Annotated in this window: 15 protein-coding genes; 5 read left to right on the top strand and 10 right to left on the bottom strand. The window is 61.5% G+C overall.

The window, feature by feature from the left end:
* Positions 1–6 precede the first annotated feature (6 nt).
* The 5 genes from VQ071_RS01350 to VQ071_RS01330 all read right to left on the bottom strand — a co-directional run bounded on the left by VQ071_RS01350 (position 7) and on the right by VQ071_RS01330 (position 7935).
* Complete coding sequence (locus tag VQ071_RS01350) at positions 7–3165, bottom strand: efflux RND transporter permease subunit (protein WP_340512037.1); 3159 nt, start codon at positions 3163–3165, stop codon at positions 7–9.
* 548 nt (positions 3166–3713) lie between these two features.
* Positions 3714–4418: an SDR family NAD(P)-dependent oxidoreductase gene (locus VQ071_RS01345; protein ID WP_340512036.1), complete on the bottom strand. Its 705-nt coding sequence runs from the start codon at positions 4416–4418 to the stop codon at positions 3714–3716.
* The gene (locus VQ071_RS01340; protein WP_340512035.1) at positions 4415–4870 is read right to left on the bottom strand and encodes a VOC family protein; all 456 of its coding nucleotides are present in this window, start codon (positions 4868–4870) and stop codon (positions 4415–4417) included. The genes VQ071_RS01345 and VQ071_RS01340 overlap by 4 nt, the downstream gene beginning before the upstream one ends.
* A gap of 51 nt (positions 4871–4921) precedes the next feature.
* Positions 4922–5962, bottom strand: a complete 1041-nt coding sequence (locus VQ071_RS01335) for a LacI family DNA-binding transcriptional regulator (protein ID WP_340512034.1) — start codon at positions 5960–5962, stop codon at positions 4922–4924.
* Positions 5963–6444: 482 nt separating this feature from the next.
* Positions 6445–7935: a DHA2 family efflux MFS transporter permease subunit gene (locus VQ071_RS01330; RefSeq protein WP_340512033.1), complete on the bottom strand. Its 1491-nt coding sequence runs from the start codon at positions 7933–7935 to the stop codon at positions 6445–6447.
* A 234-nt stretch (positions 7936–8169) separates the two neighbouring features.
* On the opposite strand from VQ071_RS01330, the gene VQ071_RS01325 reads away from it, so the two are divergent.
* Positions 8170–8787, top strand: coding sequence for a TetR/AcrR family transcriptional regulator (locus tag VQ071_RS01325; protein ID WP_340512032.1), 618 nt, complete (start codon positions 8170–8172; stop codon positions 8785–8787).
* 72 nt (positions 8788–8859) lie between these two features.
* Here VQ071_RS01325 and VQ071_RS01320 read toward each other — a convergent pair whose 3' ends face one another.
* Positions 8860–9558, bottom strand: coding sequence for a phosphatase PAP2 family protein (locus tag VQ071_RS01320; RefSeq protein WP_340512031.1), 699 nt, complete (start codon positions 9556–9558; stop codon positions 8860–8862).
* A gap of 24 nt (positions 9559–9582) precedes the next feature.
* A complete protein-coding gene (locus tag VQ071_RS01315) occupies positions 9583–11445 on the bottom strand; it encodes an LTA synthase family protein (RefSeq protein ID WP_340512030.1) in 1863 nt (620 codons plus the stop codon).
* A gap of 228 nt (positions 11446–11673) precedes the next feature.
* On the opposite strand from VQ071_RS01315, the gene VQ071_RS01310 reads away from it, so the two are divergent.
* The 4 genes from VQ071_RS01310 (at position 11674) to VQ071_RS01295 (ending at position 17579) form a co-directional block, all read left to right on the top strand.
* Positions 11674–11976 carry a hypothetical protein gene (locus tag VQ071_RS01310; protein WP_340512029.1) on the top strand — a complete coding sequence of 101 codons (303 nt, stop codon included), beginning with the start codon at positions 11674–11676 and terminating at the stop codon, positions 11974–11976.
* A gap of 150 nt (positions 11977–12126) precedes the next feature.
* A complete protein-coding gene (locus VQ071_RS01305) occupies positions 12127–15417 on the top strand; it encodes a DEAD/DEAH box helicase (RefSeq protein WP_340512028.1) in 3291 nt (1096 codons plus the stop codon).
* Positions 15418–15509: 92 nt separating this feature from the next.
* A complete protein-coding gene (locus VQ071_RS01300) occupies positions 15510–16094 on the top strand; it encodes a TetR/AcrR family transcriptional regulator (protein ID WP_340512027.1) in 585 nt (194 codons plus the stop codon).
* A 69-nt stretch (positions 16095–16163) separates the two neighbouring features.
* On the top strand, positions 16164–17579 hold the full coding sequence (locus VQ071_RS01295) for an MFS transporter (RefSeq protein WP_340512026.1): 1416 nt from the start codon (positions 16164–16166) through the stop codon (positions 17577–17579).
* 218 nt (positions 17580–17797) lie between these two features.
* Here the strand turns inward: VQ071_RS01295 and VQ071_RS01290 are convergent, their stop codons facing one another.
* From VQ071_RS01290 to VQ071_RS01280, 3 genes are read right to left on the bottom strand one after another with little or no spacing between them, the layout of a single operon-like run.
* A complete protein-coding gene (locus VQ071_RS01290; protein ID WP_340512024.1) occupies positions 17798–19585 on the bottom strand; it encodes a glycoside hydrolase family 13 protein in 1788 nt (595 codons plus the stop codon).
* A 27-nt stretch (positions 19586–19612) separates the two neighbouring features.
* Positions 19613–20437 carry a sugar ABC transporter permease gene (locus VQ071_RS01285; RefSeq protein ID WP_340512023.1) on the bottom strand — a complete coding sequence of 275 codons (825 nt, stop codon included), beginning with the start codon at positions 20435–20437 and terminating at the stop codon, positions 19613–19615.
* Positions 20434–21744: a carbohydrate ABC transporter permease gene (locus VQ071_RS01280; protein ID WP_340512022.1), complete on the bottom strand. Its 1311-nt coding sequence runs from the start codon at positions 21742–21744 to the stop codon at positions 20434–20436. Before VQ071_RS01280 ends, VQ071_RS01285 begins: the two co-directional genes overlap by 4 nt.
* Positions 21745–21809 lie beyond the last annotated feature (65 nt).

The following is a 21809-nucleotide window of genomic DNA, read 5'->3' as shown; positions in this document are numbered from 1 at the left end:
CTCTTTTTATGCGCTTGGCTTCGGCTTGCGGCTCAGCTTCGCGCGTAGCTTCATCAGCGTTTCATAAGCGATCGGCACGATCAGCAGCGTCAGCAGCGTGGAGCTGACCAGACCGCCGATGACGGTGACGCCGAGCCCCTTGGAGATGATGCCTGCGCTCTCGAAGCCGAATGCGAGCGGCAGCAGCGCGCCGATCGTGGCGAGCGCGGTCATCAGAATCGGACGCAGACGCGTGCCGGCCGCTTCCAGGATGGCATCCCGGGTGGAGAGGCCTTCCTGCTCCTTGTGGATGACCCGGTCGATGAGCACGATCGCGTTGGTGACGACGATGCCGATCAGCATGAGCGCGCCCATGAGCGCGGATACGCTGAGCGTCTCGCCGGTCAGCCACAGGGCGACCAGACCGCCGATGATGGCGAACGGCAGCGAGAACATGATCGCGAACGGCGCGAGGCCGCCGCCGAACGTCAGGACGAGAACCAGATACACAATCGCGATCGCCGCGGCCATCGCCAGTCCGAGCTGCGTGAACGTCTCGTTGATCTGCTCCGTGACGCCGCCGTAGCTGACCTCTACCCCTTCAGGCAGCTTCAGCTTGTCTACTTTGTCCTGCAGACCGGACGACGCCTTGGCGACGTCGGATGCCGTGATCTCCGCGCTGACCGTCGCGACCAGGCGGCCGTTCTCGCGGGCGATCGAGCTGGGAGCCGTGCCTTCCTTTACGTCCACGACATCCTTGATCGGCACCTGTACGCCGAGCGGGGATTGCAGCTTCACATTGCCAATATCGTCGATGCTGCCGTACGTGGCGGATTCCTTTTCTACGAAAACATCGTACTTCTTGCCGCCGTCCTCGATCTGCGCGAGCGCCTGGGACTGCTGCTGCGGCATGAGCGCCATGGCAACCTGACCGGCAGTCAATCCGTACTTGCTCAGCTTCTCCTGATTCGCGGCGAGCGTGTACTGCTCGTATGTCTTGGAAAGGCTCGTATCGACCTTCTTGAAGCTGCTGTCCTGCTTCATAAGATCGGCCACCTGATTGGCGGCGGTGCTGATCGAATTCAGATCGTCGCCGTAGATGCTCATGCTGAACTTGCTGCCGCCGACGCCGCCGGAGAAGTCCATCTCGGACCAGGTGCCCTCCGGCACGAGCTGCTGCAGGTCGGCGATGATTTTTTCCTTTTTGTCGGCAAAGTGCTTGGTCTCGTTCTTGAATTGCAAGTAGAACAGACCGCCCTTGGACGGGCCGGGTGACAGCGGGTTGCTGCCGCCGATCGAATATTGCATGTTCGTGATGTCGCTATCCTGGCGCAGCTGCTCCTCGGCCTTGAGCGCACGCTGCTCTACATCGGTGAGGAGGGCGCCCGGCTCGGGCGAATACGTAATCATCGTGTACTTCTCCTCCTCCTCGGGGAGGAAGCTCGCGCCGATGACCGGGATCAGGAACAAGCTGGCGACGAGAATGACGACCGAGATCAGGACGGTGATCACCTTGTGGCGCAGCGCGGCGGACAGGATGCGGCGATAGCCCATCGCCATCTTGCCCGGCTTGTCCTCGTGGTCATGGCCTTTGCCCGGCTTGACGCCGTTCTTGAACAACGTGTGCGCCAGCATCGGCACGACGGTGATCGCCACGAGCAGCGAGGCGAGCAGCGCGAATACGATCGTCAGCGCGAACGGCAGGAACAGCTGCCCGACCATGCCGCTGACGGTGCCGAGCGGGAGGAATACGGCGATCGTGACGATCGTCGAGGACATGATCGGCAGGAACATCTCGCGGGTCGCCTCGCGGACGAGCTCCTTGCCTCGCAGCTTCTCACCGGACAGCGACATCCGCCGGTATATATTCTCGATGACGACAATCGAGTCGTCCACGACCCGTCCGATGGCGACCGTCATCGCGCCGAGCGTCATGATGTTGAGCGAGATGTCGAACTGCTTGAGCAGCAGCACGCCGATGATGAGCGACAGCGGGATCGATAAAATGGAGATCAGCGTCGTGCGGATATTCCGCAGGAACAGCAGGATGATGATGATGGCGAACAGCGCGCCGAACAGCGCCTTGCTCAGCATCGTCTCGACGGACTTCTCGATCGGCTTGCCCTGGTCGAGCAGCGTCGTCAGCGTCAGCTCCGGATGGTCGGCCTTCAGCTCGTCGGCCTTGTCCTTGACCGCATTGACGACATCGACCGTATTCGCATCGTTGGACTTGACGATCTGGATGCCGATCGAGTCCTGACCGTTCGTACGCGATATCGATTCGGACTCGCCGACCAGCTCTACGGTCGCCAGCTCGCCGAGCTTGACGGTCGGGATGCCGGCCGCTGCCGCCCCGGCTGCCCCGCCTGTGCCGGAGCCTGCGGCCATACCCGCGCCACCACCGGCTGCGCCTTGGCCGGGCGCGCCTTGGCCCGCGCCTGCCGATGCCGGCACCGCCGGGATCGCGAGGTTCCGCAGGTCGTCCAGCGTCGCGACGCGGCCGTCGACGAGGATGGACTTCTCCGTCTTGCCCAGCGTGAAGATGCCAAGCGGCACTTCGACGGCGGAAGCCTGGATCATCTGCTCGACCGAAGCCTCGGTCAAGCCATATTGCGCGAGCTTGGCCTGATCGAAGGTCAGCTTCGCCTGCTTGACGACCTGGCCGGAGATCTGGACGGACGCGACGCCCGGAATATCCTCGAGCGCGGGCTGTACGACGTCGGTCACCGTCTTCGTCAGTTCCTCGAGGCTGCCGCCCGATGCGCTCAGCGACATGACCGGGAAGGTATTCATCGAGAACTTGGAGATGGTCGGTGTCTGCGCGCCCTCCGGCAGCTTGGTGGCTGCGATCGCCTCGCGCACGTCGCTCATGGCCTTGTCCATATTTTGACCGAAGTCGAACTCCAGGTTGATGCTCGACACGTTCGACATCGACGTCGACGTGACGTTCTTAACATTCTCCACGCTCTGGAGACGCTGCTCCAGCGGCGCCGTCACCTGCTCGATGACACCCTGCGGGGCGGCTCCGGGCACGACGGTCGTGACGCTCAGAAAGGGAAACGACAAATTGGGCAAGCTCTCCTGCTTCATGTTCACGCCGGAATACAAACCGGCCACCAAGACGATAATCGTAATCATCCAGACGGCGAATTTGTTTTTCAACGAAAAACCGATAATGCTTCTCATGCACTCCGCTCCTTTTTATCTCTCTGACGATGCGCCCGCCCTTGTCTGCTTGGCCTGAACAGGGGCTTCCGCAGTCTTCTGATGCCCATCCTATCGAACGACCGTTCAAATGTCAAATTCGGCAGCCTGCCAGCGTATTCCTCAATCCCGAACCTATGCTGGCAAGCGCTTATCTCAAACGATTTGAACGATTGTTCGAGTCATGTTCAATCATGGCTATCCGACTAGGATGTACAATTTGCAGCGACAAGTTGCCACATAAAAAAAGACACGTCTCCACTTGTATACGGAGTCGCTCCCGACAACGTCGCAAGGACTTCGACGGCAAGGCGGCAGGGCGGCAAGCCGGCAAGGAGCAAGGTGCTGTCATGCGGAAGTACTTGGCAGGCAGGCGGGGTCACGGGGCTTGCGGGGTCCGCGGGATTCGCGGGATTCGCGGGATTCGCGGGACTTTACGAAGCCTGCGCAGGCGGCGGGGGGGACGCTGCTGTCCGTCACAACAAACTTCGCCCCCAGCGTTGTCTCGCGACAACGCTGGGGGCGAAGGGTCATATTGGCATGGCGCGTCCTGTATAGTCGACGAACCAGGTTTCCGCCGGCACCTCTGTCGTGCCTTCGATCAGGTCGATGATGCCGAGCGCGCTCTCCGCCGCAGAGAGAGGCGCCGACGATCCGCCCATATCGGTGCGGATCCAGCCCGGGTGTACGGCGAGCGCGCGGATGCCGCGGGGCCTCAGCTCATCGTTCAGCTGCTTGGTGAACATCGACAGCGCGATCTTGGACAGCGCATACGGATAATCGCCGCCGTAGGCGCCGGCGAAGCTGCCTGCTTCGGATGCGACGTGTACGACGATCTTCGCGCCGTCGCGGCCGTCCCGCATGAGCGGCGTCAGATGCTTGGCCACGCTCATCGGGCCGTACAGGTTCACCTCGAACGTGCGCCTCACCTCGTCCAGCTCGAGCGAAGCGATGCCCCCGCCGCGGCCGAGCAGGATGCCCGCGTTGTTCACGATCGCATCCAGCGCGAAGCCTGCGGCCTGCAGCCTGGCAGCCAGCTCGCCGGCCTGCGTCTCGTCCGTCACGTCCAGCCTCTCGATACGCACCAGCCCGGGATAGCGCTCGGCCAGCGCCGCCAGCTCGCCCTCGGCCTCGGCCGAGCGTATGCAGGCCGCTACCGCATGGCCTCTGGCCGCCGCGATCCGGGCCAGCTCGTAGCCGAGTCCCCGACCTGCTCCCGTGATCAGCAGGTTCATCGGTCGTTCTCCAGCAGCTCGACCAGCAGCTTCAGCTGCGCGGACGTATCGATGTAGGCGTATCTGCCGCCGGTATATTCGCCTTTTTGCAGCAGCTTGTGCCCGTTGCCCGCGAGCAGGTCGATCTTCTGCTGCATGCCCTCGATGACGAAGGCGATGTGATGGAAGCCCTCGCCGTTCTGCTCGAGCGCTTCCCGCCAGGTGCTCTGGTGCTCGTCTGGCTCGATCAGCTCCAATTGCAGGGAGCCCATATCGAAGAACGCCAGCTTCGCCCGCGCCGCGGACGGGGCTCCTTCATATTCCGTCTTGGCGACCTCGGGAGCGTCCGTCCAGAACCAATCCGGCTTGTCGATACCAAAAAAATCGGCGTAAGCGCGGGAGGTTTGCTCGATGTCGCGCACCACCAGTCCGATCTGCGTAATCACGTGGTTGCCGAGCAGGTTTTTATCCATGAATGAACACTCCTTGTCGTAAAGTCTTAATGTCGCTAACGCTTGAATTCGTCACAACGGACGGCATGATTCCCGGCGGATGAGCTTCGAATGGGACATGTAACGCGCGCTTGAAGCCTCGTTGCCTTCGATGTGGCCGATCACGTAGTCTGTCAGACTGCTCATCATCTCTCCGAAATCGATCGCCACCGTCGTCAGCGCCGGCTTGTATCTGGCGCTAAGCGCGTGATCGTCGAAGCCGATGACGGACATGTCGTCCGGCACCGATAGGCCGGCCTCCTGGAACGCGCGGATGGCGCCGAACGCCACGCTGTCGTTGGCCATGATCATGGCCGTCGGAAGCGGGTCCGCTTCCTTCAGCAGCTTAAGCGCCGCCTGGTAGCCCGCCTCCTCGTGGAACGCGCCCGGTCTCACCCACTGTTCCCGGACCTGCAGTCCGTATTCTTGCATCGCGGATAAAAAGCGCTCGTACTTGTCCACGCCGGAATAACGGTTCAGGTCGCCGTTGATGATCCCGATGTCGCGATGTCCCAGCTCGTGAAGATAGCCCACTGCCAGCTGCATGCCGCGGTCGTTGTCGAAGTTGGCGATGATCCGGTTCGGCTCCTGCCTGCCCGGCAGATGCTGGTCGACGATGCCCACGGTGAAGCCCTCGGCGATCAACTCCTCGATGAAGGGCTCTTCGTTGGCCGCTCCGATGAAGATGCCTCCGTCGATCCGCCGCTGATAGAAAATATCCTTGACGCCGCGGACATTCTCCTTGTCCGACGTATTGCGGATAATATACGTCAGCACGTAATAGCCTCTGGAGGAGGCGTGCTCCACGACGCTGGCCAGCAGCAGGTTCGTCAGCATATCGCCGGAGATGCGCCCCGCCTCGATGACGAACAGGCCGATCGTGCGCGTCCGCTTGCCCGCCAGCACCTGGGCGGACAGATTGGGCACATAGCGATGCGCCTCAATGACCTCCATGACCTTCCTCCGCGTCTCCGGCGGCACATTCGCATAGTTGTTGATGACGCGGCTTACCGTGCTTCGGGATACGCCGGCCAGGCGAGCGATCTCGACCGAGTTGATTTCCGTTTTTTTCATTAGCATCGACACCTTTCGGTTGTCGCCATAAACGCGCGTTCACAACCTTATTCTAACGAATTCTGCACAAGCGGTCAATCCCGCGGCATTTATAAAGCGATTGACATTATAATTAAATTACTGTATTATAGGTCATTAGACAAGTGTTAACCCTCTGATTTTTCCTCTCTTAATGGGCTGAATTCCACCCGTTTCCCACACCATTCCTGTTACCAAGGCTGCTGGAAGGACACGAATTCAAGACTGGCGCGGTCATAGGAACCGCAAGAACGACTGAGAGGCAGGGCTTTCGTTGCTTTCGTGCAAAGTGTTTTTCAGGAAGAATTGCGCGGTTATGCTTGTAGTATCAAGTTTGTAGTTTGTGCTGACGGTATTAGCGGATAGAACCAGTTGCATAGCTTCAATCAACAAGACCCCCGCAGGGTTGCCCTGCGGGGGTCGTCCAATTGTGTGTATGGTTGCCGCGGGCTGCGCCCTGCAGCTTAGCCCATCATCATATGCGCTTCGGCTCCGGTCTCGCCTTCGGGGAGCGGATTCTTCGGCTTGGAGAGCAGGACGCCGAGCACGAGGCCGACGACGGCGACGCCTGTCAGCACGAGGAATGTGTAGCCGAACGCATCCGCGTACGTATGCAGATCCGGCGTTTGCTTCTGCTGATCGACCATGATGTCCTTCATCCGCGTCGCGGACAGCGTCGTGAGTCCGGCCACCGCGAACGACATCATGACCTGCTGGGCGGCGTTCGTGAGCGAGGTCACGCGGCCGACGAGATTTTGCGGAGCGGACTGAATCAGGTACGTATTGAGCGGCATCATGAACAATCCCATACCGGCGCCGAGCAGCGCGAGCGGTACGATGATGGCGGCTCTGCCGTCATCGGCCGAGATGCCGGACAGCAGGAACGCGGATGCCGTCGTGATGACCATGCCCGCCAGCACCAGCGGACGCGCGCCGAACTTGTCGCTCAGCTTGCCGCCGATCGGCATCATGATCGCCGAGGCGAGCGCCTGAGGGATCATGATGAGCCCCGTCTCGAACGGCGAATAGCCCTTGGCCTGCTGCAGGAACAACGGGACGAGGAACATCGTGCCGAACAAGGCGATCTGCGACACCCACTGCACGATGATGCCGCGGGTGAACGTGCTCGAGCGGAACACGCGCAGCTCAAGCAGCGGATCGCGGCGTCTCAGCTCGGCGACGATGAACAGGATGAGCGCGACGACACCGATCGCGATGCCGGTCAGCGTCGTGGACGCCGTCCAGTTGTTGCCCGTCGTCACCGTCTTGCCGCCTTCGGACACGCCGTAGACGAGCGCGGCGAATGCGATCGGAGCCAGGATAATGCCCATCATATCGAGCGAAGCGACCGACTGGCGCTCCATCCGCGGCAGCGTGCGGATGCCGAGCAATATGCCGATGATGCCGATCGGCAGGTTCAGCAGGAAGATCCATTCCCAGCTCGCGTATTCGACGAGCCAGCCGGCGATGACCGGGCCGAGCGCGGGCGCGAGCAGGATCGGGATGCCGAGCATGCCCATCACCTGGCCGACCTTGCCCGGAGGCGACAGTCTGTAGATAAAGGCCATGGCGATCGGACTGACGACGCCGCCGCCCAGCCCCTGCAGGATGCGGAATGCGATCAGCATCTCGACCGACGACGACAGCGCGCACAGCACCGAGCCGATCGTGAACAGGCCGATCGCGATCAGGAATACCCGCTTCGCGCCGAAGCGGTCCGACAGCCAGCCCGCAAGCGGGATGACGGCGGCTTGGGCCAGCGCGTAGCCGGTGACCGTCCATTGGACGAGCGACAGGCTGCCCTGTTTGAACTCGGTCATCAGCTGCGGCAAGGCGACATTGACGGCAGTACCGTCGAGGATAACCATGAAGATGCCGACGATAATGGCGATCAGGGGCGCGAATACGTCCCGGATGGATGCCGACTGACCGGGTGATGCAGAATTGACTGGCATGGTTGCTCTCCACTCTCCCTTGAATAGGCCGCTCGCTCTCGCACCTCTCTGCGACACATGGCGTCGTTGACCGCCGCGAGGCTTCAACGGTACAATAGGGTCGTCAGGGTCGTCGGGATTTAGAGATCGACGGCTTCTACAAACGGACAATTGTCCGCTTTTCATCGCTATGTTACCGGACAATTGTCCGTTTGTCAATTGTGACTTTCTATTTCCTTGGAGGGGGTGTCGGGGATGATCAAGCCTCGCAAACGCAGCGACGCCGCCGAGAACTGCCGGTTGATCCTGCAAGCCGCGAAGCGGCTGTTCGCCGAGAAGAGCGTTCAAGCCGTCAGCATGCATCAGATTGCCCAGACGGCCGGCGTCGGCCAGGGTACGCTGTACCGCTGCTATGCCCACAAAGGCGAGCTGTGCGCGGCGATCGCCGAACAGGTCGCCGTGGATACGATCAAGCAGCTGGAAAATTATCTCGATACGAGCGGCGGTCTGCCGGCCACAGAGCGCATCGGCGGCATACTTCAATACATTATTCAATTCATCGACGATAAATTTCAGCTTCTTCTGCCGATTCATACGGTTCACGATTGCGAGGACGAATCGGCTTATTTCCGCTCCCCGATGTATCGCTTCGTATGGGATAAGCTGACCGCCCAGTACGCCGAGCTGGAGCCCGGCTATGTACAGAACGCGCCCGACACCGCGGAGCAGCGCGAAGCCTGGAGCCGCGCCTCCGCCAAGGCCCATATCCTGCTCAGCTCCCTCCACCCCGCCGGTGTCGTGTTCATGCGCGAAGGCATGGGATTGACCAAGGAGCAGATCGTGAGCCGCTACTGCGAGCTGTTCGCGAGATAACGTCAAAAAAAGCTGCAGTCCGGATCAAACTCCCGGGCATGCAGCTTTTTTTTTGCGAAGCACTGTCGGCTATTAGGAACTGTAATACGTGCTCTTGGCGCGGCTCTTGGCGCGGCTCTTCGTGCGGTTCCCGGCCGCCAGCTCCCGCGCGATCCAGCGCTCGGCCAGCACGACGACCGGCAGTACCAGCTCGACGAGCGCGATGCCCGCGATCAGATCCAGCACGACGTGCTGCTTGATGAACTGGGTGGACAGAATGATCAGGCCGGAGCCGATGCCGATTAGCGACAGGCTGCGGCGTGTCTTGAAGCTGCTGCTCGCCAGGATGCGGAACACCATGTAGCTGGAGAAGCAGTGAATGCTCGGGAAGCAGTTGAACGGACGGTCGCGATTGTAAATGTAGGCGACGAGCCGCGTCAGCGGATCGCTCCCGTCAAGCGCGGGACGCGGCACGGTCGTCTGGAACACGCTGTAGACCAGGTAGCACAACAGCGCGCATACCGTGTACGTCGCAATGGCGCGGTAGAACGTCCGCACATCCTTGACGAAGAAGAACAGCACGCAGATATAGATATATATGATCCATACGGAATACGGGACGGCAAACCACTTGATGAACGGAACGGCCTGATCGAACGGCGTGACGAGACTCCACACCTTGTCGTCCACGCGGTTGACGGCCGCGTAGATCATGCCGAGCACGGGGAAGATCAACATTGCGAGCAGCGGCGCGAATCGCTTGCTGAACAGTTTTTTTATATAAACGTTCAAGGCTGTTCACCTCTTTCTGTATACTTACTTCCGCTCCGGCAAGGACCGCACATAGCCGTCGGACATGCTGAGGAGCTTGATGGCATTGTCATAATTCGCGCGGCTGTCTCCGCCTTGCTTTACGCCTCCCCCGCCGAAGCCGAGCGTGTGCCCGTCCTCGAAGCCGGTGCCGGAGATGAACACGCCGCTGTCGTCGATATAGGAGCCCGTCGGCAAATAGTAGCGTTCGGGCAGCATATTGCCGGTTGAATTGAGCAAATCCTGGCCAAAATGAAGATGACCGGTCATCGGCAGCCCCGCCAGATTGGCGATCGTCGGGAAGATGTCGGACTGTCCGCCAAGCGTATCGATGCTGCGATGCTCCTCGGCGCTCGCCGGCAGCTTGATGAGCAGCGGAATGTTGAGCATGTCGGTCAGCTTGTAGTCGCGGCCGAGCAGCTCTCTCATGAGCTTCTTCTCGCCCGAGGTCAGCGAGTAGATCGGCAGTCCCTGATGGTCGCCGTACAGCACCACGGTCGTATCGTCCCACAGTCCGCGCGCCTTCAGATCGGCGATCAATTGGCCGAGAGCGAAGTCCGCATAGTTCTGCGCCCGGATATAGTCGCCGACGAGCGTATCCTCGAATCGGCCGGGCAGCTCCATCTTGTACTTGCGCGACGGAATCTTGTACGGATGGTGGCCCGACATCGAGATGAGCTGCGCGTAGAAGGGCTTGCCGCCCGCCGCCATCTCGGCGAGCTTCTCGACCGATTTGCCGTACAGCACCTCGTCCGAGGCGCCGAACATGACCGTATCCTCGTCGCCGAACAGCGTCTTGTCGTAGTAGGTCTGCCAGCCCAGCGCCGGATACAGCTCGGTTCGGTTCCAGAACACCGCATCGTTCGTATGGAACGTCGCCGTGTCGTAGCCATTGGCGCCGAACAGGCGCGGCATGCTCGGCAGCTCCCGGTCCGCATATTCCTGAGACGCGGCGCCGTGACTCGGCACGAACAACGACGTGTTCACGACGAATTCGGCGTCCGCCGTATTGCCCTGGCCGACCTGCTGGTAGAAGCGGTCGAAGTAGAGGCTGTCCTGTACGAGCGCGTTCAGGTTCGGCGTGACGACCTGGCCGTCCACGGACTTGCCGATCAGGAAGTTTTGCAGTGCCTCCATCTGCACGACGAGCACGTTTTTGCCGGCCGCCTTGCCCCAGTAGAGCGGCGTCCCCGACGGCGCTGCATAGCCCTTGAGCTGATCGATCTGCGCCTGGGTCATGCCGGATACGTCGACCGGCTTATCCTTGGACGGCGCGAAGGCGGCGTACACCTCGTAGTTGACGATGCCCATCTTCTCCGCCTGCACGACCTCGTTCATGCTGTGCCGGTAGGGCCAGACGGTGAAGATGCACGCCGCCAGCGACAGCACACCGATGACCGACAGCACGCTGCGCCGCTCGCGCACCTTCAGGCTGCGTCCCCATGCCCGGAAGGGGCGGCTCAGGCAGAGCAGCAGCAGCAGGACGACGAAGTCCGTATAGATCAGCAGGAAGTACGGGTGGAGCAGGGAAAATACGCTGCCCTTGACCTCCGTCACCTGGTTGACCTGCTGGAGCGCGTGATAGGTGACGATGACGCCGAAGTATTTGTAATACATAATGACTGCAAAATAAACGGAGGTCAGAATGCCGTTCGCCGTCAAATACAGGCCGAGCTTGCGTCCTGGCCCAAGCAGCTCGATCAGGCAGAAGACGACCCAGACGGACGGCAATCCCGTCGCCAGCGGCAGCCACAGCCGCCAGCCCTCGAAGATGACATACCCTGCCAAGTAAATTTTCAATATCATCAGAATGGAGAAAAACACAAACGGCTTCGTAACCCACGAACGGACGTGCTGCCATGCCATCATATATAATAGACCGTCCCTTTTTCTCGGAATCTGAATATCAACGCAACAAAAAACAAAACCCGCAAGTCAGCCGGCCATCAAATCAACTTCATCATTATAGTCCTTTGAAGCCGCCAAATAAAGCAATGCATGCAATTGCCAGCCGCCGCCGGAATCGGGACGCGCGCACCCTCCGCGCCTGGAAGAAATAAGTTATACTATGGATAGAAAGAAAGGAAGTGAGCGAGCGTGGCTATTCGCTATACAAGACCCTATGACGAGATTCTGGATGAGCTGTCCGAGGCGCTGGCGACGATCCCCGACTGCTACGAGACGTTCGAGATGGAGGCGCAGGAGTGGGACGGCCTTGCCCAAGCCGAAAAGGACGTATGCATCCGCACGCTGGCCGACGATCTGTTCTACGTGCTCGGCGCGGAGAAGTCGGCAAGCGCCGGATCGGGCACCGTCGAGTATGACAAGGCGCATCATGTGATCAAGGTGGCTTCGACGCCCCAGCTCGTTCATATCGTAGGTCTCAAGGAAAAGGCTTGAACAAGCGAGGAGCGGTCGCTCGAGGTCCTCTGTCCTGACGGGACGGAGGGCTTTTTTTGACGCGCATGCGGGACCGACTGATATTGATTCAGCCTGTGATATAATGAAATATTACCATTCGCGCGAAGCATGCGGGGAAGGAAGCTGGTCATGAGTCACTATCCGACCCTTCAGCAGATCAAACTGCTGTGCGGTCAAGCCGCATTCGAGCGCGGCATGAAGCTGAATCAGGCGGGCAAAGCGATCGGCGCCGGCCAAGAGCGGGACGACGACCGCCGCTACGAGGCCTACGTATGGAGTACGGACGGCCGCAGGAGCGTGCGGGTCGACCTCGACGATACGGGTGTCGTCGACGCCCGCTGCGACTGCCCGACCGCGCATTCGCAATATTACTGCGAGCATATCGCTGCGGCGCTGATCCATCTTCATGATGAACGCAGCCCCGAGCTGCCGGCGCCCCCGCCGTCCGCCGCGCCTCCCGCGAGGCGGGAGACGATGATCCCGACGCGGGACGTGCTGTTCACCAAAAGCCTGATCTCGCTGTTCGACGGTCTGCCCGCTGCGGATGCCTCTGCCGAAGACACGGGCGCCGAGCCGGGAGAGACCTTGACGCTCGACGTCGAGTTCATATGCAAAGCCGTGACGGAGAACACCCGCTCTCCGCTGCTCGCAGTAGAGATGAAGGTCGGTCCGAAGCGGCTGTACGTCGTGCCGAAGCTCAAGGAATTTCTGAGCCGGATCGAACTCGGGCAGTCCTGCGTCTTCGCCAAGCACTTCGCGTACGATCCGGCCGTCCACGTCTTCAGGCCCGAGGATCAGGCAATTATCGACAAGCTCATCGTCATCGCCCGCAGCGAATTGGCCTACAGGGACGCCCTTCGTTCGCCGCAGGGCGCCTCGGCCTTCTCCGTGGACCGGCTGCTTGTCCTGCCTCCCCTCGCCTGGGAGGACCTGCTGCCTCTGTTCGCAGGCGCGAGCGCGCGGTTCGAATACGGGATGCGCATGGCGGACACCGTCACCGTGACCGACGAGCCGCTGCCGCTCGTGTTCGGGCTGGACAGCGCCGAGGATGTGGAGGGATACCGTCTCGATATCCACGGCCTTGAGAAGCTCGTCATTCTGGAAAACTACGGCTACGCACTCGCCGACGGCGTGCTGCACCGCACCGGTGAAGCCGCGATCCGGCGCCTGGAGGAGCTCAAGCGGATGTTCGCCTACAAGCCGGCCAAGCAGGCGCTCATCGCCCCCGCCCAGATGGAGTCGTTCATGGACCGGGTCGTCCCCAGCCTGAAGCGGATCGGGCACGTCGATATCGCGCCGCAGATCGCGGACCGCATCGTCAGTCCCCCGCTGGCAGCCCGGCTCGACCTCGACTGGCTCGCCGGCCGGCTGCTCGCGCGGCTCACCTACCGGTACGGCGATACGGAGATCAACGCGCTGCAGGCAGACAGCCCGCTGAGACGCGACGCCGGCGAACGGGATGTCATCCTGGTGCGGGACATCGATACCGAGCACCGGATCATGGCGCTGATCGAGCGCGCCTCGTTCAAGTACAACGGGAGCGAGCTGTATCTCGAGGACGAAGACAGCATCTACCGGTTCCAGTACCGGCTGCTGCCCGAGCTCACGCGGCTCGTGCAGGTGAACGCCACGTCGGCGATGAACGCGATGCTGCGGGATCTGCCGCCCGCCCCGCGCATGACGATCGACTACGACGCCCATACGTCGTGGCTCGAGGTGCGCTTCGACGTCGAGGGCATCGGCGACGACGAGATTCGGGACATCCTGCGCAATCTAGTCGAAAAGAAGCCCTACTACCGCCTGTCCGGCGGCGGGCTGCTGTCGCTCGAGGACGGCAGCTATGCCGAGATCTCCCGCCTGATGGACGAGATGGGCGTCCGCAAGTCCGAGATCAAGGGCGCGCGGCTCGATCTCGCCGCCGTGCGCGGCCTGACGCTCATGGATGCGGACATCCGCAGCGGCAGCGTCCAGCTCACCCGCTCGCTGCGCCGGCTGCTCGACGATATGCGCAATCCCGACAATCTCGATTTTCCGATACCGGAGGGTCTGACAGCCACGCTGCGCGACTATCAGAAGCTCGGCTATCAATGGATGCGCACGCTCGCCCACTACCGGTTCGGCGGCGTGCTCGCCGACGACATGGGCCTGGGCAAGACGCTGCAGGCGATCGCCTTCGTCGAATCCGTCTGCGGCGAGATCCGCGCATCCGGGCGCCCCGCGCTGATCGTGTCCCCCGCCTCGCTCATCTTCAACTGGAAGCACGAGCTGGCGCGGTTCGCGCCGGGCCTCAAGGTGCGCATGGCGGCGGGAGACAAGCAGGAGCGGGCCGACACGCTCGGGGAGATCGAAGGCGCGGACGTCGTCATCACCTCCTATCCGCTGCTGCGGCGGGATATGGAGCTGTATGCGCAGCTCCAGTTCTACTGCCTGTTCCTCGACGAAGCCCAGGCGATCAAGAACCACGTCACCCAGACGGCCCAAGCCGTCGGACGGGTGCGGGCGGGCATCCGCTTCGCGCTCACGGGGACGCCGATCGAGAACTCGCTCGACGAGCTGTGGTCGCTGTACGACGCCGTCTTCCCCGAGCTGTTCGGGAGCCGGCGCGAGTTCGCCTCGCTCTCCCGCGAAGCCGTCGCGAAGCGTGTGCGCCCCTTCCTGCTGCGCCGCATGAAGCGGGATGTGCTCAAGGAGCTGCCGGACAAGATCGAGACGCTCCAGCATTCGGAGCTGTCCGAGGACCAGAAGAAGCTGTATGTCGCCTATCTCGCCAAGCTGCAGGCCGAGACGCTGCATCAGCTGCAGGAGGAAGGCTTCCAGCGGAGCCGCATGCGCATTCTGGCCGGCCTGACGCGGCTGAGGCAGCTGTGCTGCCATCCCGCGCTGTTCGTGGAGGGCTACGAGGGCAGCTCGGGCAAGCTGGAGCAGCTGCTCGAGATCGTGAGCGACGCGCTGGACAGCGGCAAACGCCTGCTGCTGTTCTCCCAGTTCACCTCCATGCTCGCGATCATCCGCGAGGAGCTGTCCCTGCGCGGCTTGCCCTGCTTCTACCTCGACGGCCAGACGCCGGCCGCCGAGCGCGTCGAGCTATGCCGCAGATTCAACGAAGGAGAGAACGACATCTTCCTCATCTCTCTGCGCGCTGGCGGCACGGGGCTTAACCTGACGGGCGCGGACACGGTCATCCTGTACGATCTGTGGTGGAACCCCGCGGTCGAGCAGCAGGCGGCGGACCGGGCGCACCGAATCGGGCAGAAGAACGTCGTGCAGGTCATCAAACTCGTCGCCGAAGGCACGATCGAGGAGAAGATGGTCGAGCTGCAGCAGCGCAAACGCGATCTGATCGCCGAGGTGATCCAGCCGGGCGAGGAGAGTCTGAGCGCGATGACGGAAGAGGAGATCCGGGAGCTGTTGAATATATAGTCGGCCGGTCATTGACCGCAGCATGCCGAGGGGATATGATGAATGCAAGCGTACGCTTGCATTCGCACAATCGCTTCAACGATGGAGGACCTATGAGCCGTTCCCTTCCTACCAGTGAAAAAATTATGCTTGCCGCGCTGGACCTGATGGCGGAAAAGGGCTACGACAGCACGACGACCAAGGAGATCGCAGCAGCAGCCGGCGTGAACGAGGTGACGCTGTTCCGGCATTTCGGCAGCAAGCAGAATCTGCTTGAGGCGACGGTGGACCGGTACCACTATGCCGACGAGATGACAAAGCTGTTCGCCGAGCGCCTCGAATGGGACCTGCACCGCGACCTGCTGCTGATCGGCACCACCTATCATCGGCTCATGAACCGCAACAGCAAGCTGATCCGCATGATGCGCCACAGCGCGGAGAGCCTGCCCGAGGAAGTGCGTGAGCGGTCGCATCGCCATCCCAGAATTTTGAAGCAGCTGCTGACCGATTATTTCAAGGCAATGACCGAGCGCGGCAAGCTCGTCTCGTCGAACCCCGAGCATCAGGCGCTGGCCTTCATTTGGATGAACTACGGCGCAGCGATCTCGCGCATGAGCGGAGACGATCTGATCTCCGGTCCGCTTGAGGCGTATATTGAAGATAGCGTCGGCATATTCGCTAGGGCATTAACGCCCTAGCTTTTTATATCGCTTCATGCAAGCATGTACTTGCATACATTTTAAAACGAAGGATGTGCGACCGCTGCCATGGATATCTCTCCATCCGCTTCAGCTCCATCGCCGGACAAAGGGCCGATCCTGATGCGGCTCATGCTGCTCACGACCGCCCTGACGTCGATGAGCGCGCTCATGCTCAACATCGTGCTCCCGCAGATCAGCAGAGAGCTGCATCTGTCGCTCGGCCAGGCGAGCTGGCTGTCCACCTCCTATACGCTCATCTATGCATTGGGCACAGTCGCCTACGGCAAGCTCGCGGACCGCTATCGGCTCAAAAATCTGCTCACCTTCGGCCTGGTCGTATTCGCTGCCGGGTCGCTCATCGGTCTCGCCTCGCAGTCGTTCTGGATGACGCTGCTCGCCAGATGCCTGCAATCCGCAGGCGCCTCGGTCGTCCCGGCCACGGCCATGATCGTGCCCGTCCGCTACTTCGCGCCCGAGCGCAGAGGCTCGGCCCTGTCCATGACCTCTGTGGGCCTCGCGATCGGCAGCGCGCTCGGGCCCGCCGTCTCCGCGCTCATCGTCAGCTTCGCCCACTGGCGCTGGCTGTTCCTGCCGCCGCTGCTGCTCCTGCTGCTGCTTCCCTTTTACCGCCGACATCTGGACCTCGCGCCGGCAGACCGTCCCGGCAGCTTCGACTGGGTCGGCGGCGGCCTGCTCGCGGCCTCCATCGCGCTGCTGCTGCTCGGCGTCACGAACCGCAGCGCGACGCTGGCCGTCTGCGGCCTGGCCGCGCTCGCCCTGTTCGCCCTCCGCGTCCGCCGCGCCCGAGAACCGTTCATCCGGCCTGCGCTGCTCCGCAATCCCCGCTACGCGGCGGGTCTGGCCGTGATGTTCGCGCTGGGCGGCATCGGCTCCTCCCTGTACTTCGTGACGCCGCTGCTGCTCGGCGAGGTCCACCGCATGAGCTCCGCCTCGATCGGCTTCGCGATGGTGCCTGCCGCCGCAGCGGCCGCCATCCTCGGGCGATTCGGCGGCCGCCTGGCCGACCGCAAGGGCAACATGTGCTTGTTCGCCGCCGCAGCCTGCATGCTGGCCGCCTGCTTCCTGCTGCTCTCCACCTTCGCCGGCGCCCCGCAGGCCTGGATCGTGGTATCCCTCGTCCTCGGCAATGCCGGTCAGTCGCTCATCGGCATCGCCATGTCGAACACGATATCGCGCACGCTGGCCAAGGACCAGGTCGCGATCGGGATGAGCCTCTTCTCCATGACGGGCTTCATCGCGCAGGGGCTGCTGGTCGGCATCTATGCGATCGCGATCGGCGGGAGCGCGCCCGTCTCCTGGAATCCGCTGAACAGCATACCCGGCAGTTACGTGTACGGCAATCTTTACTTGCTGCTGGCCCTGTCGATGCTGGCGGTGCTCGTTGTCTACGCTGTAACGTTCGGGACTCCCGGGCGCAGATCGGATGCGCCGCGAAGCTTCGGGACGACCGGCCGCAGCTAGGCATGTCCGCATGCACGGAACCAGCGCATGGCGCCGAAGTATTGCGCCGAAGCATGGTGCCGAAGCATCGCACCGAAGCATCCTATCGAAGCGTCCCATCGAAGCATCCTACCGACTCATCCTATCGAAGCATGCGACGGCCCGATGAAGAAAAACCGCGCCCTCTTCGGCAACATGCCGAAGGGGACGCGGTTCATGGACCGATGAAGCGATGCAGCCTACGGGTCGAAGCGGATGATCAGCCCTCCGTATGCGGGCAGCGTGAATGCGGCGGCATCCTCGCGCCACTCGCAGCTGCCGGCGCCGAACAAGGGCTCCCCGGTCCGCACGCCGGGCAGCTTCCTGAGATTCGGCTCCGTCTTCACGATATTCGGACTGTTGTTGATCAGCACGGCGAGGCACTGGCGCCCGCATCTGCGCACATAGCCGAGCGTGTTGGCCGCTTCGTCGACGAACCAGATGTCGAAGCTCCCGTCCGTCAGCGCGGGATTGTCCCGGCGAAGTGCGATCAGGGTCCGATAATGGCTCAGCAGCGATTGATCCTGCCGCCTCTCGTCCCAGATCATCGGACGGCGGCAGTCCGGATCCTCGCCGCCCGTCATGCCGACCTCGTCTCCGTAATAGATCATCGGCATGCCGATATACGTCATCTGGAACAGAACGGCCAGCTTGAGGCGCGCCGTCTCCTGCTTCTCCTGCCAGCCCCATCCGCTGTGCGAGCATGCGGTCAGGAACCGCTCGGTATCGTGGCTGCCCAGCAGGTTGAACATGGCGGAGTTGGCGGAGTCGGTGTACAGCATCCGGACGGACTCGATCTGGCCTGCGAAGGCGCGGGCCGTCGTGGTCTGCCTGGCGAAAAAATCGACCATCGCGTCGCGCCACAAGTAATTCATCACCCCGTCGAACTGGTCGCCCCGCAGCCAGGCGCCGGACTGGTGCATGATCTCGCCGACAAGCAGCAGCTCGGCGCCCAGCCCCTTGACCCGGCGCCGCAGCCGCCTCCAAAATTCGTGATCCACCTCATTGGCGACATCCAGCCGCCAGCCGTCGATGCCTGCTTCCTCGATCCAGTAAGCCGCCACGTCGAGCAGATACTGTGCCGCATCCGGATGGCGCGTATTGAGCTTCGGCATCGACGGTGAATGAATGCCGAACGATTCGTAGCTCGGCTCAGGCGACTGGACGACCGGATAGCTCCGCACGTGGAACCAGTCTGCGTAGGGCGATGCGGCTCCCTGCGTCAGCACGTCGCGGAAGGCGAAGAAGCCATCTCCCGAATGGTTGAATACCGCGTCGAGCACGACCCGGATTCCGCGCGCATGCGCGTCCGCTACCAGCGCCTTCAGCTCCTCCAGCGTGCCGAACGCCGGATCGATCTTGTAATAATCGGTCGTATCGTATTTGTGGTTGGACGGCGACTCGAACACGGGCGTGAAGTAGAGGACGTTAATGCCGAGATGCTGCAGGTAAGGCAGCTTGTCGATGACGCCCTTCAGGTTGCCGCCGTATACGGAATGCCGCGTCGGCGCCGCAGTCGCAGTCCATGCCTCGGTCGCGGCGCCTTCGCCTGACGCGCCGCTCCGCGCGAACCGGTCGGGGAAGATCTGATACACGACCGCATCCTTCACCCACGAAGGCGGAGCCCCGTCGTCCTGTGCGGCCAACGACGCACAGTGGAATGCGCCGGCCGCTCGCCGGCTCTCTGATGCGCCGTACTCTCCGCACCACACCTCCGCCCCGTCATAGCCGGTCAGCAGGAACTGATAGCGCAGTCTTTTAACTTTTGCATACACGACGCCTTCAAAATAATCGTGCAGCTCCGTCGATGCCGCCAGCGTGAGCTTCAACATGTCTCCCGCTCCCGGAGGACGGTACCGGTCGGAATGAACGACCGAGCATTCGGAGACGTCGCCGCGTTTGGCGCGAATGCGCAGCTTCACTTCATGCTCCCCCACCTTGAACAGGTAGGGGATGTCGTTGCAATGATAGATCGCTTCCTTCAGCATGCCATACTGCTCCTTAACGCATATTCGTTATCCCTTCGATGCGCCGGCCGTCAAGCCGTCCACCAGGAATCGCTGCAGCCAGATAAACAGCACAAGTACGGGAATCGACAGCAATACCGCCCCTGCGGCAAAAAAGGTGAAGTCCGTCGATGTCTGCTGGTTCACGATGTCGTACAGACCGACAGCGAGCGTCTCTTTGTCAGCGGTCTTGAGAATGAGCCGGGCGAATATGAAGTCCACCCAGGCGCCGTTGAAAATTATGAGGCTGACGTAGGTCAGCATCTGCTTGGAGAGCGGGATCATGATGCGCGTGAACACGATCCAATGGGAGGCGCCGTCCACTCTCGCGGCTTCGTCCAGGCTTCTCGGAATCGTGTCGTAGAAACCCTTGGCGACGAACACATTGCTGATGAAGGCGCCGGAGCTGTAGACGAGAATAAGCGCCCAGTGCGAGTTGAGCAGATTGAATTGCAGCAGCAAAATGTAGATGGCGACCAGCGACATGAAGCTCGGGAACATGTTCAGCACAAGCAGCCCCATCAGGCCGAACTTCCGGCCGGCGAACCGGAACCGCGCCATCGCATACGAGCCGAGCAGCGTCATCAGCGTGCCCAGCAGCGCCGACAGGACGGCGACCTTGGCCGTATTGGCGTACCAAGTCACATACTGATAGCGGGTGCTCGTGAACAGCTCCTTGTAATGGTCGAACGTGAACGCTCTCGGGATCAGCGTCTCGCTGTACAGACTGTTGCCTGCCTTGAAGGAGGACATCACGATCCAGAGCGCCGGGTACACGATGGACAAGGTCAGCACGGTGAGTACGATATACGTCGCGATATGACGCGGCTTCATTGGATCAGGTCCTCCTCTCTGAAGGACCGGGTCTGCCTGTAATTCAAGATCGATACAGTGGCGACGACGACAAAAATCAAGATGCTCAGCACCGATGCGAAGTTGTACTGATTGTTCGTCAAGGTCAGCTTGTACAGCCATGTCACGAGCAGATCGGTGCCGCCTGCGTATACGTAGTCCGGCATGATCGGGTTGCCGCCCGTCAGCAGATAGATCACGTTGAAGTTATTGAAGTTGCTCGCAAACTGCATGATGAAAATCGGTGCCGTGGCGTACAGGATGAGCGGCAGCGTGATGACCCGGAACGCATAAAACCGCGAGGCGCCGTCGACTTCGGCCGCTTCGTACAAATCTCTCGGTATCGTCGTCAGGATGCCGGATACGAGAATCATGATGAGCGGGAAGCCCAGCCACGTATTCACGACGATGACCGTCGCCCTCGCCCAGGTCGGGTCATTCAGCCAAGGAATGCCGTGCAGCCCGATCCTGGTCAGAAATTGATTGACCGGACCGAATTCCTCGTTGAGCAAATTGCGGAATACGAGCAGCGACACCAGATTCGGCACGGCGAACGGGATAATCATGGCCGTGCGCCAGAACCGCTTGAGCCGGATGCCCCGCTGCTGGATCAATACCGCGACGACCGTGCCGATCAAGTAGGTCGTCATCGTCGCCAGCGCCGCCCAGACGACGGTCCAGAGCGCGACGCCGTACAGCGTCTTGCTCCATGAACCGAGCCTGACCAGCTTGCCGAATATATCGAACCCGACCCAATGCACCAGCTTCGCGGGCGGCAGGTTCGGCGCCGCGAAGTCCGTAAAGGCGACCAGCACGGAGAAAATGATCGGCATGACCGTCAGCATCAATGCGGTCGCAACCGGTATCGCCAGGATCATATATGGAAAATTGCGGTTCGCCAGATTGGCGAGCGTGCCGGCAAAGCCGTGCGGCGCGATCCCTTTCTCACGGTTTAACGCCGTTAACCTGGCATCACGAATGTTCAAATAGTAGACATACACGAATAAGGCTACGATAATTAGCGCGATTAACCCTTCGACCATCAGGAAAATCGAGTGATCGCCTTCGACCGGCTTGTATACCTTGCCGACCTTGACCATCCCTCTGGGCGTGACCCCGAGCGTATACAAGCCCTTCACTGACTTGGCCAGGCGAGTCGCGATCCAGTAGATGCCGGCAGCTTCGATCAGGGCGAACAGCAGCGCCTTGCCCCACTGACGGTTGTAGCCTTGCCCGAGACCCATGAACAACAGGGAAAGCAGCGTAGCTTGAGGGGCATATCTAGTCATGCTTGATCGGTGCTCCTCTCCTCCCGGAGAACCCGGCCCCCGCCGGATTCCCCCGACCGTTGACT

It is taken from the genome of Cohnella sp. 56 (assembly GCF_037963805.1).
GTDB lineage: Bacteria > Bacillota > Bacilli > Paenibacillales > Paenibacillaceae > Cohnella.
The sequence above is the reverse complement of the archived record's forward strand: the minus strand, read 5'-3'. Positions and strand labels throughout refer to the sequence as shown.

What these genes read in the sequence shown, in the direction of transcription:
- VQ071_RS01315 (WP_340512030.1), bottom strand. Translation starts at nt 11,445, where the DNA reads ATGATGGCATGGCAGCACGTCCGTTCGTGGGTTACGAAGCCGTTTGTG.
- VQ071_RS01340 (WP_340512035.1), bottom strand. Translation starts at nt 4,870, where the DNA reads ATGGATAAAAACCTGCTCGGCAACCACGTGATTACGCAGATCGGACTG.
- VQ071_RS01295 (WP_340512026.1), top strand. Translation starts at nt 16,164, where the DNA reads ATGGATATCTCTCCATCCGCTTCAGCTCCATCGCCGGACAAAGGGCCG.
- VQ071_RS01330 (WP_340512033.1), bottom strand. Translation starts at nt 7,935, where the DNA reads ATGCCAGTCAATTCTGCATCACCCGGTCAGTCGGCATCCATCCGGGAC.
- VQ071_RS01325 (WP_340512032.1), top strand. Translation starts at nt 8,170, where the DNA reads ATGATCAAGCCTCGCAAACGCAGCGACGCCGCCGAGAACTGCCGGTTG.
- VQ071_RS01280 (WP_340512022.1), bottom strand. Translation starts at nt 21,744, where the DNA reads ATGACTAGATATGCCCCTCAAGCTACGCTGCTTTCCCTGTTGTTCATG.
- VQ071_RS01345 (WP_340512036.1), bottom strand. Translation starts at nt 4,418, where the DNA reads ATGAACCTGCTGATCACGGGAGCAGGTCGGGGACTCGGCTACGAGCTG.
- VQ071_RS01290 (WP_340512024.1), bottom strand. Translation starts at nt 19,585, where the DNA reads ATGCTGAAGGAAGCGATCTATCATTGCAACGACATCCCCTACCTGTTC.
- VQ071_RS01350 (WP_340512037.1), bottom strand. Translation starts at nt 3,165, where the DNA reads ATGAGAAGCATTATCGGTTTTTCGTTGAAAAACAAATTCGCCGTCTGG.
- VQ071_RS01285 (WP_340512023.1), bottom strand. Translation starts at nt 20,437, where the DNA reads ATGAAGCCGCGTCATATCGCGACGTATATCGTACTCACCGTGCTGACC.
- VQ071_RS01300 (WP_340512027.1), top strand. Translation starts at nt 15,510, where the DNA reads ATGAGCCGTTCCCTTCCTACCAGTGAAAAAATTATGCTTGCCGCGCTG.
- VQ071_RS01305 (WP_340512028.1), top strand. Translation starts at nt 12,127, where the DNA reads ATGAGTCACTATCCGACCCTTCAGCAGATCAAACTGCTGTGCGGTCAA.
- VQ071_RS01335 (WP_340512034.1), bottom strand. Translation starts at nt 5,962, where the DNA reads ATGAAAAAAACGGAAATCAACTCGGTCGAGATCGCTCGCCTGGCCGGC.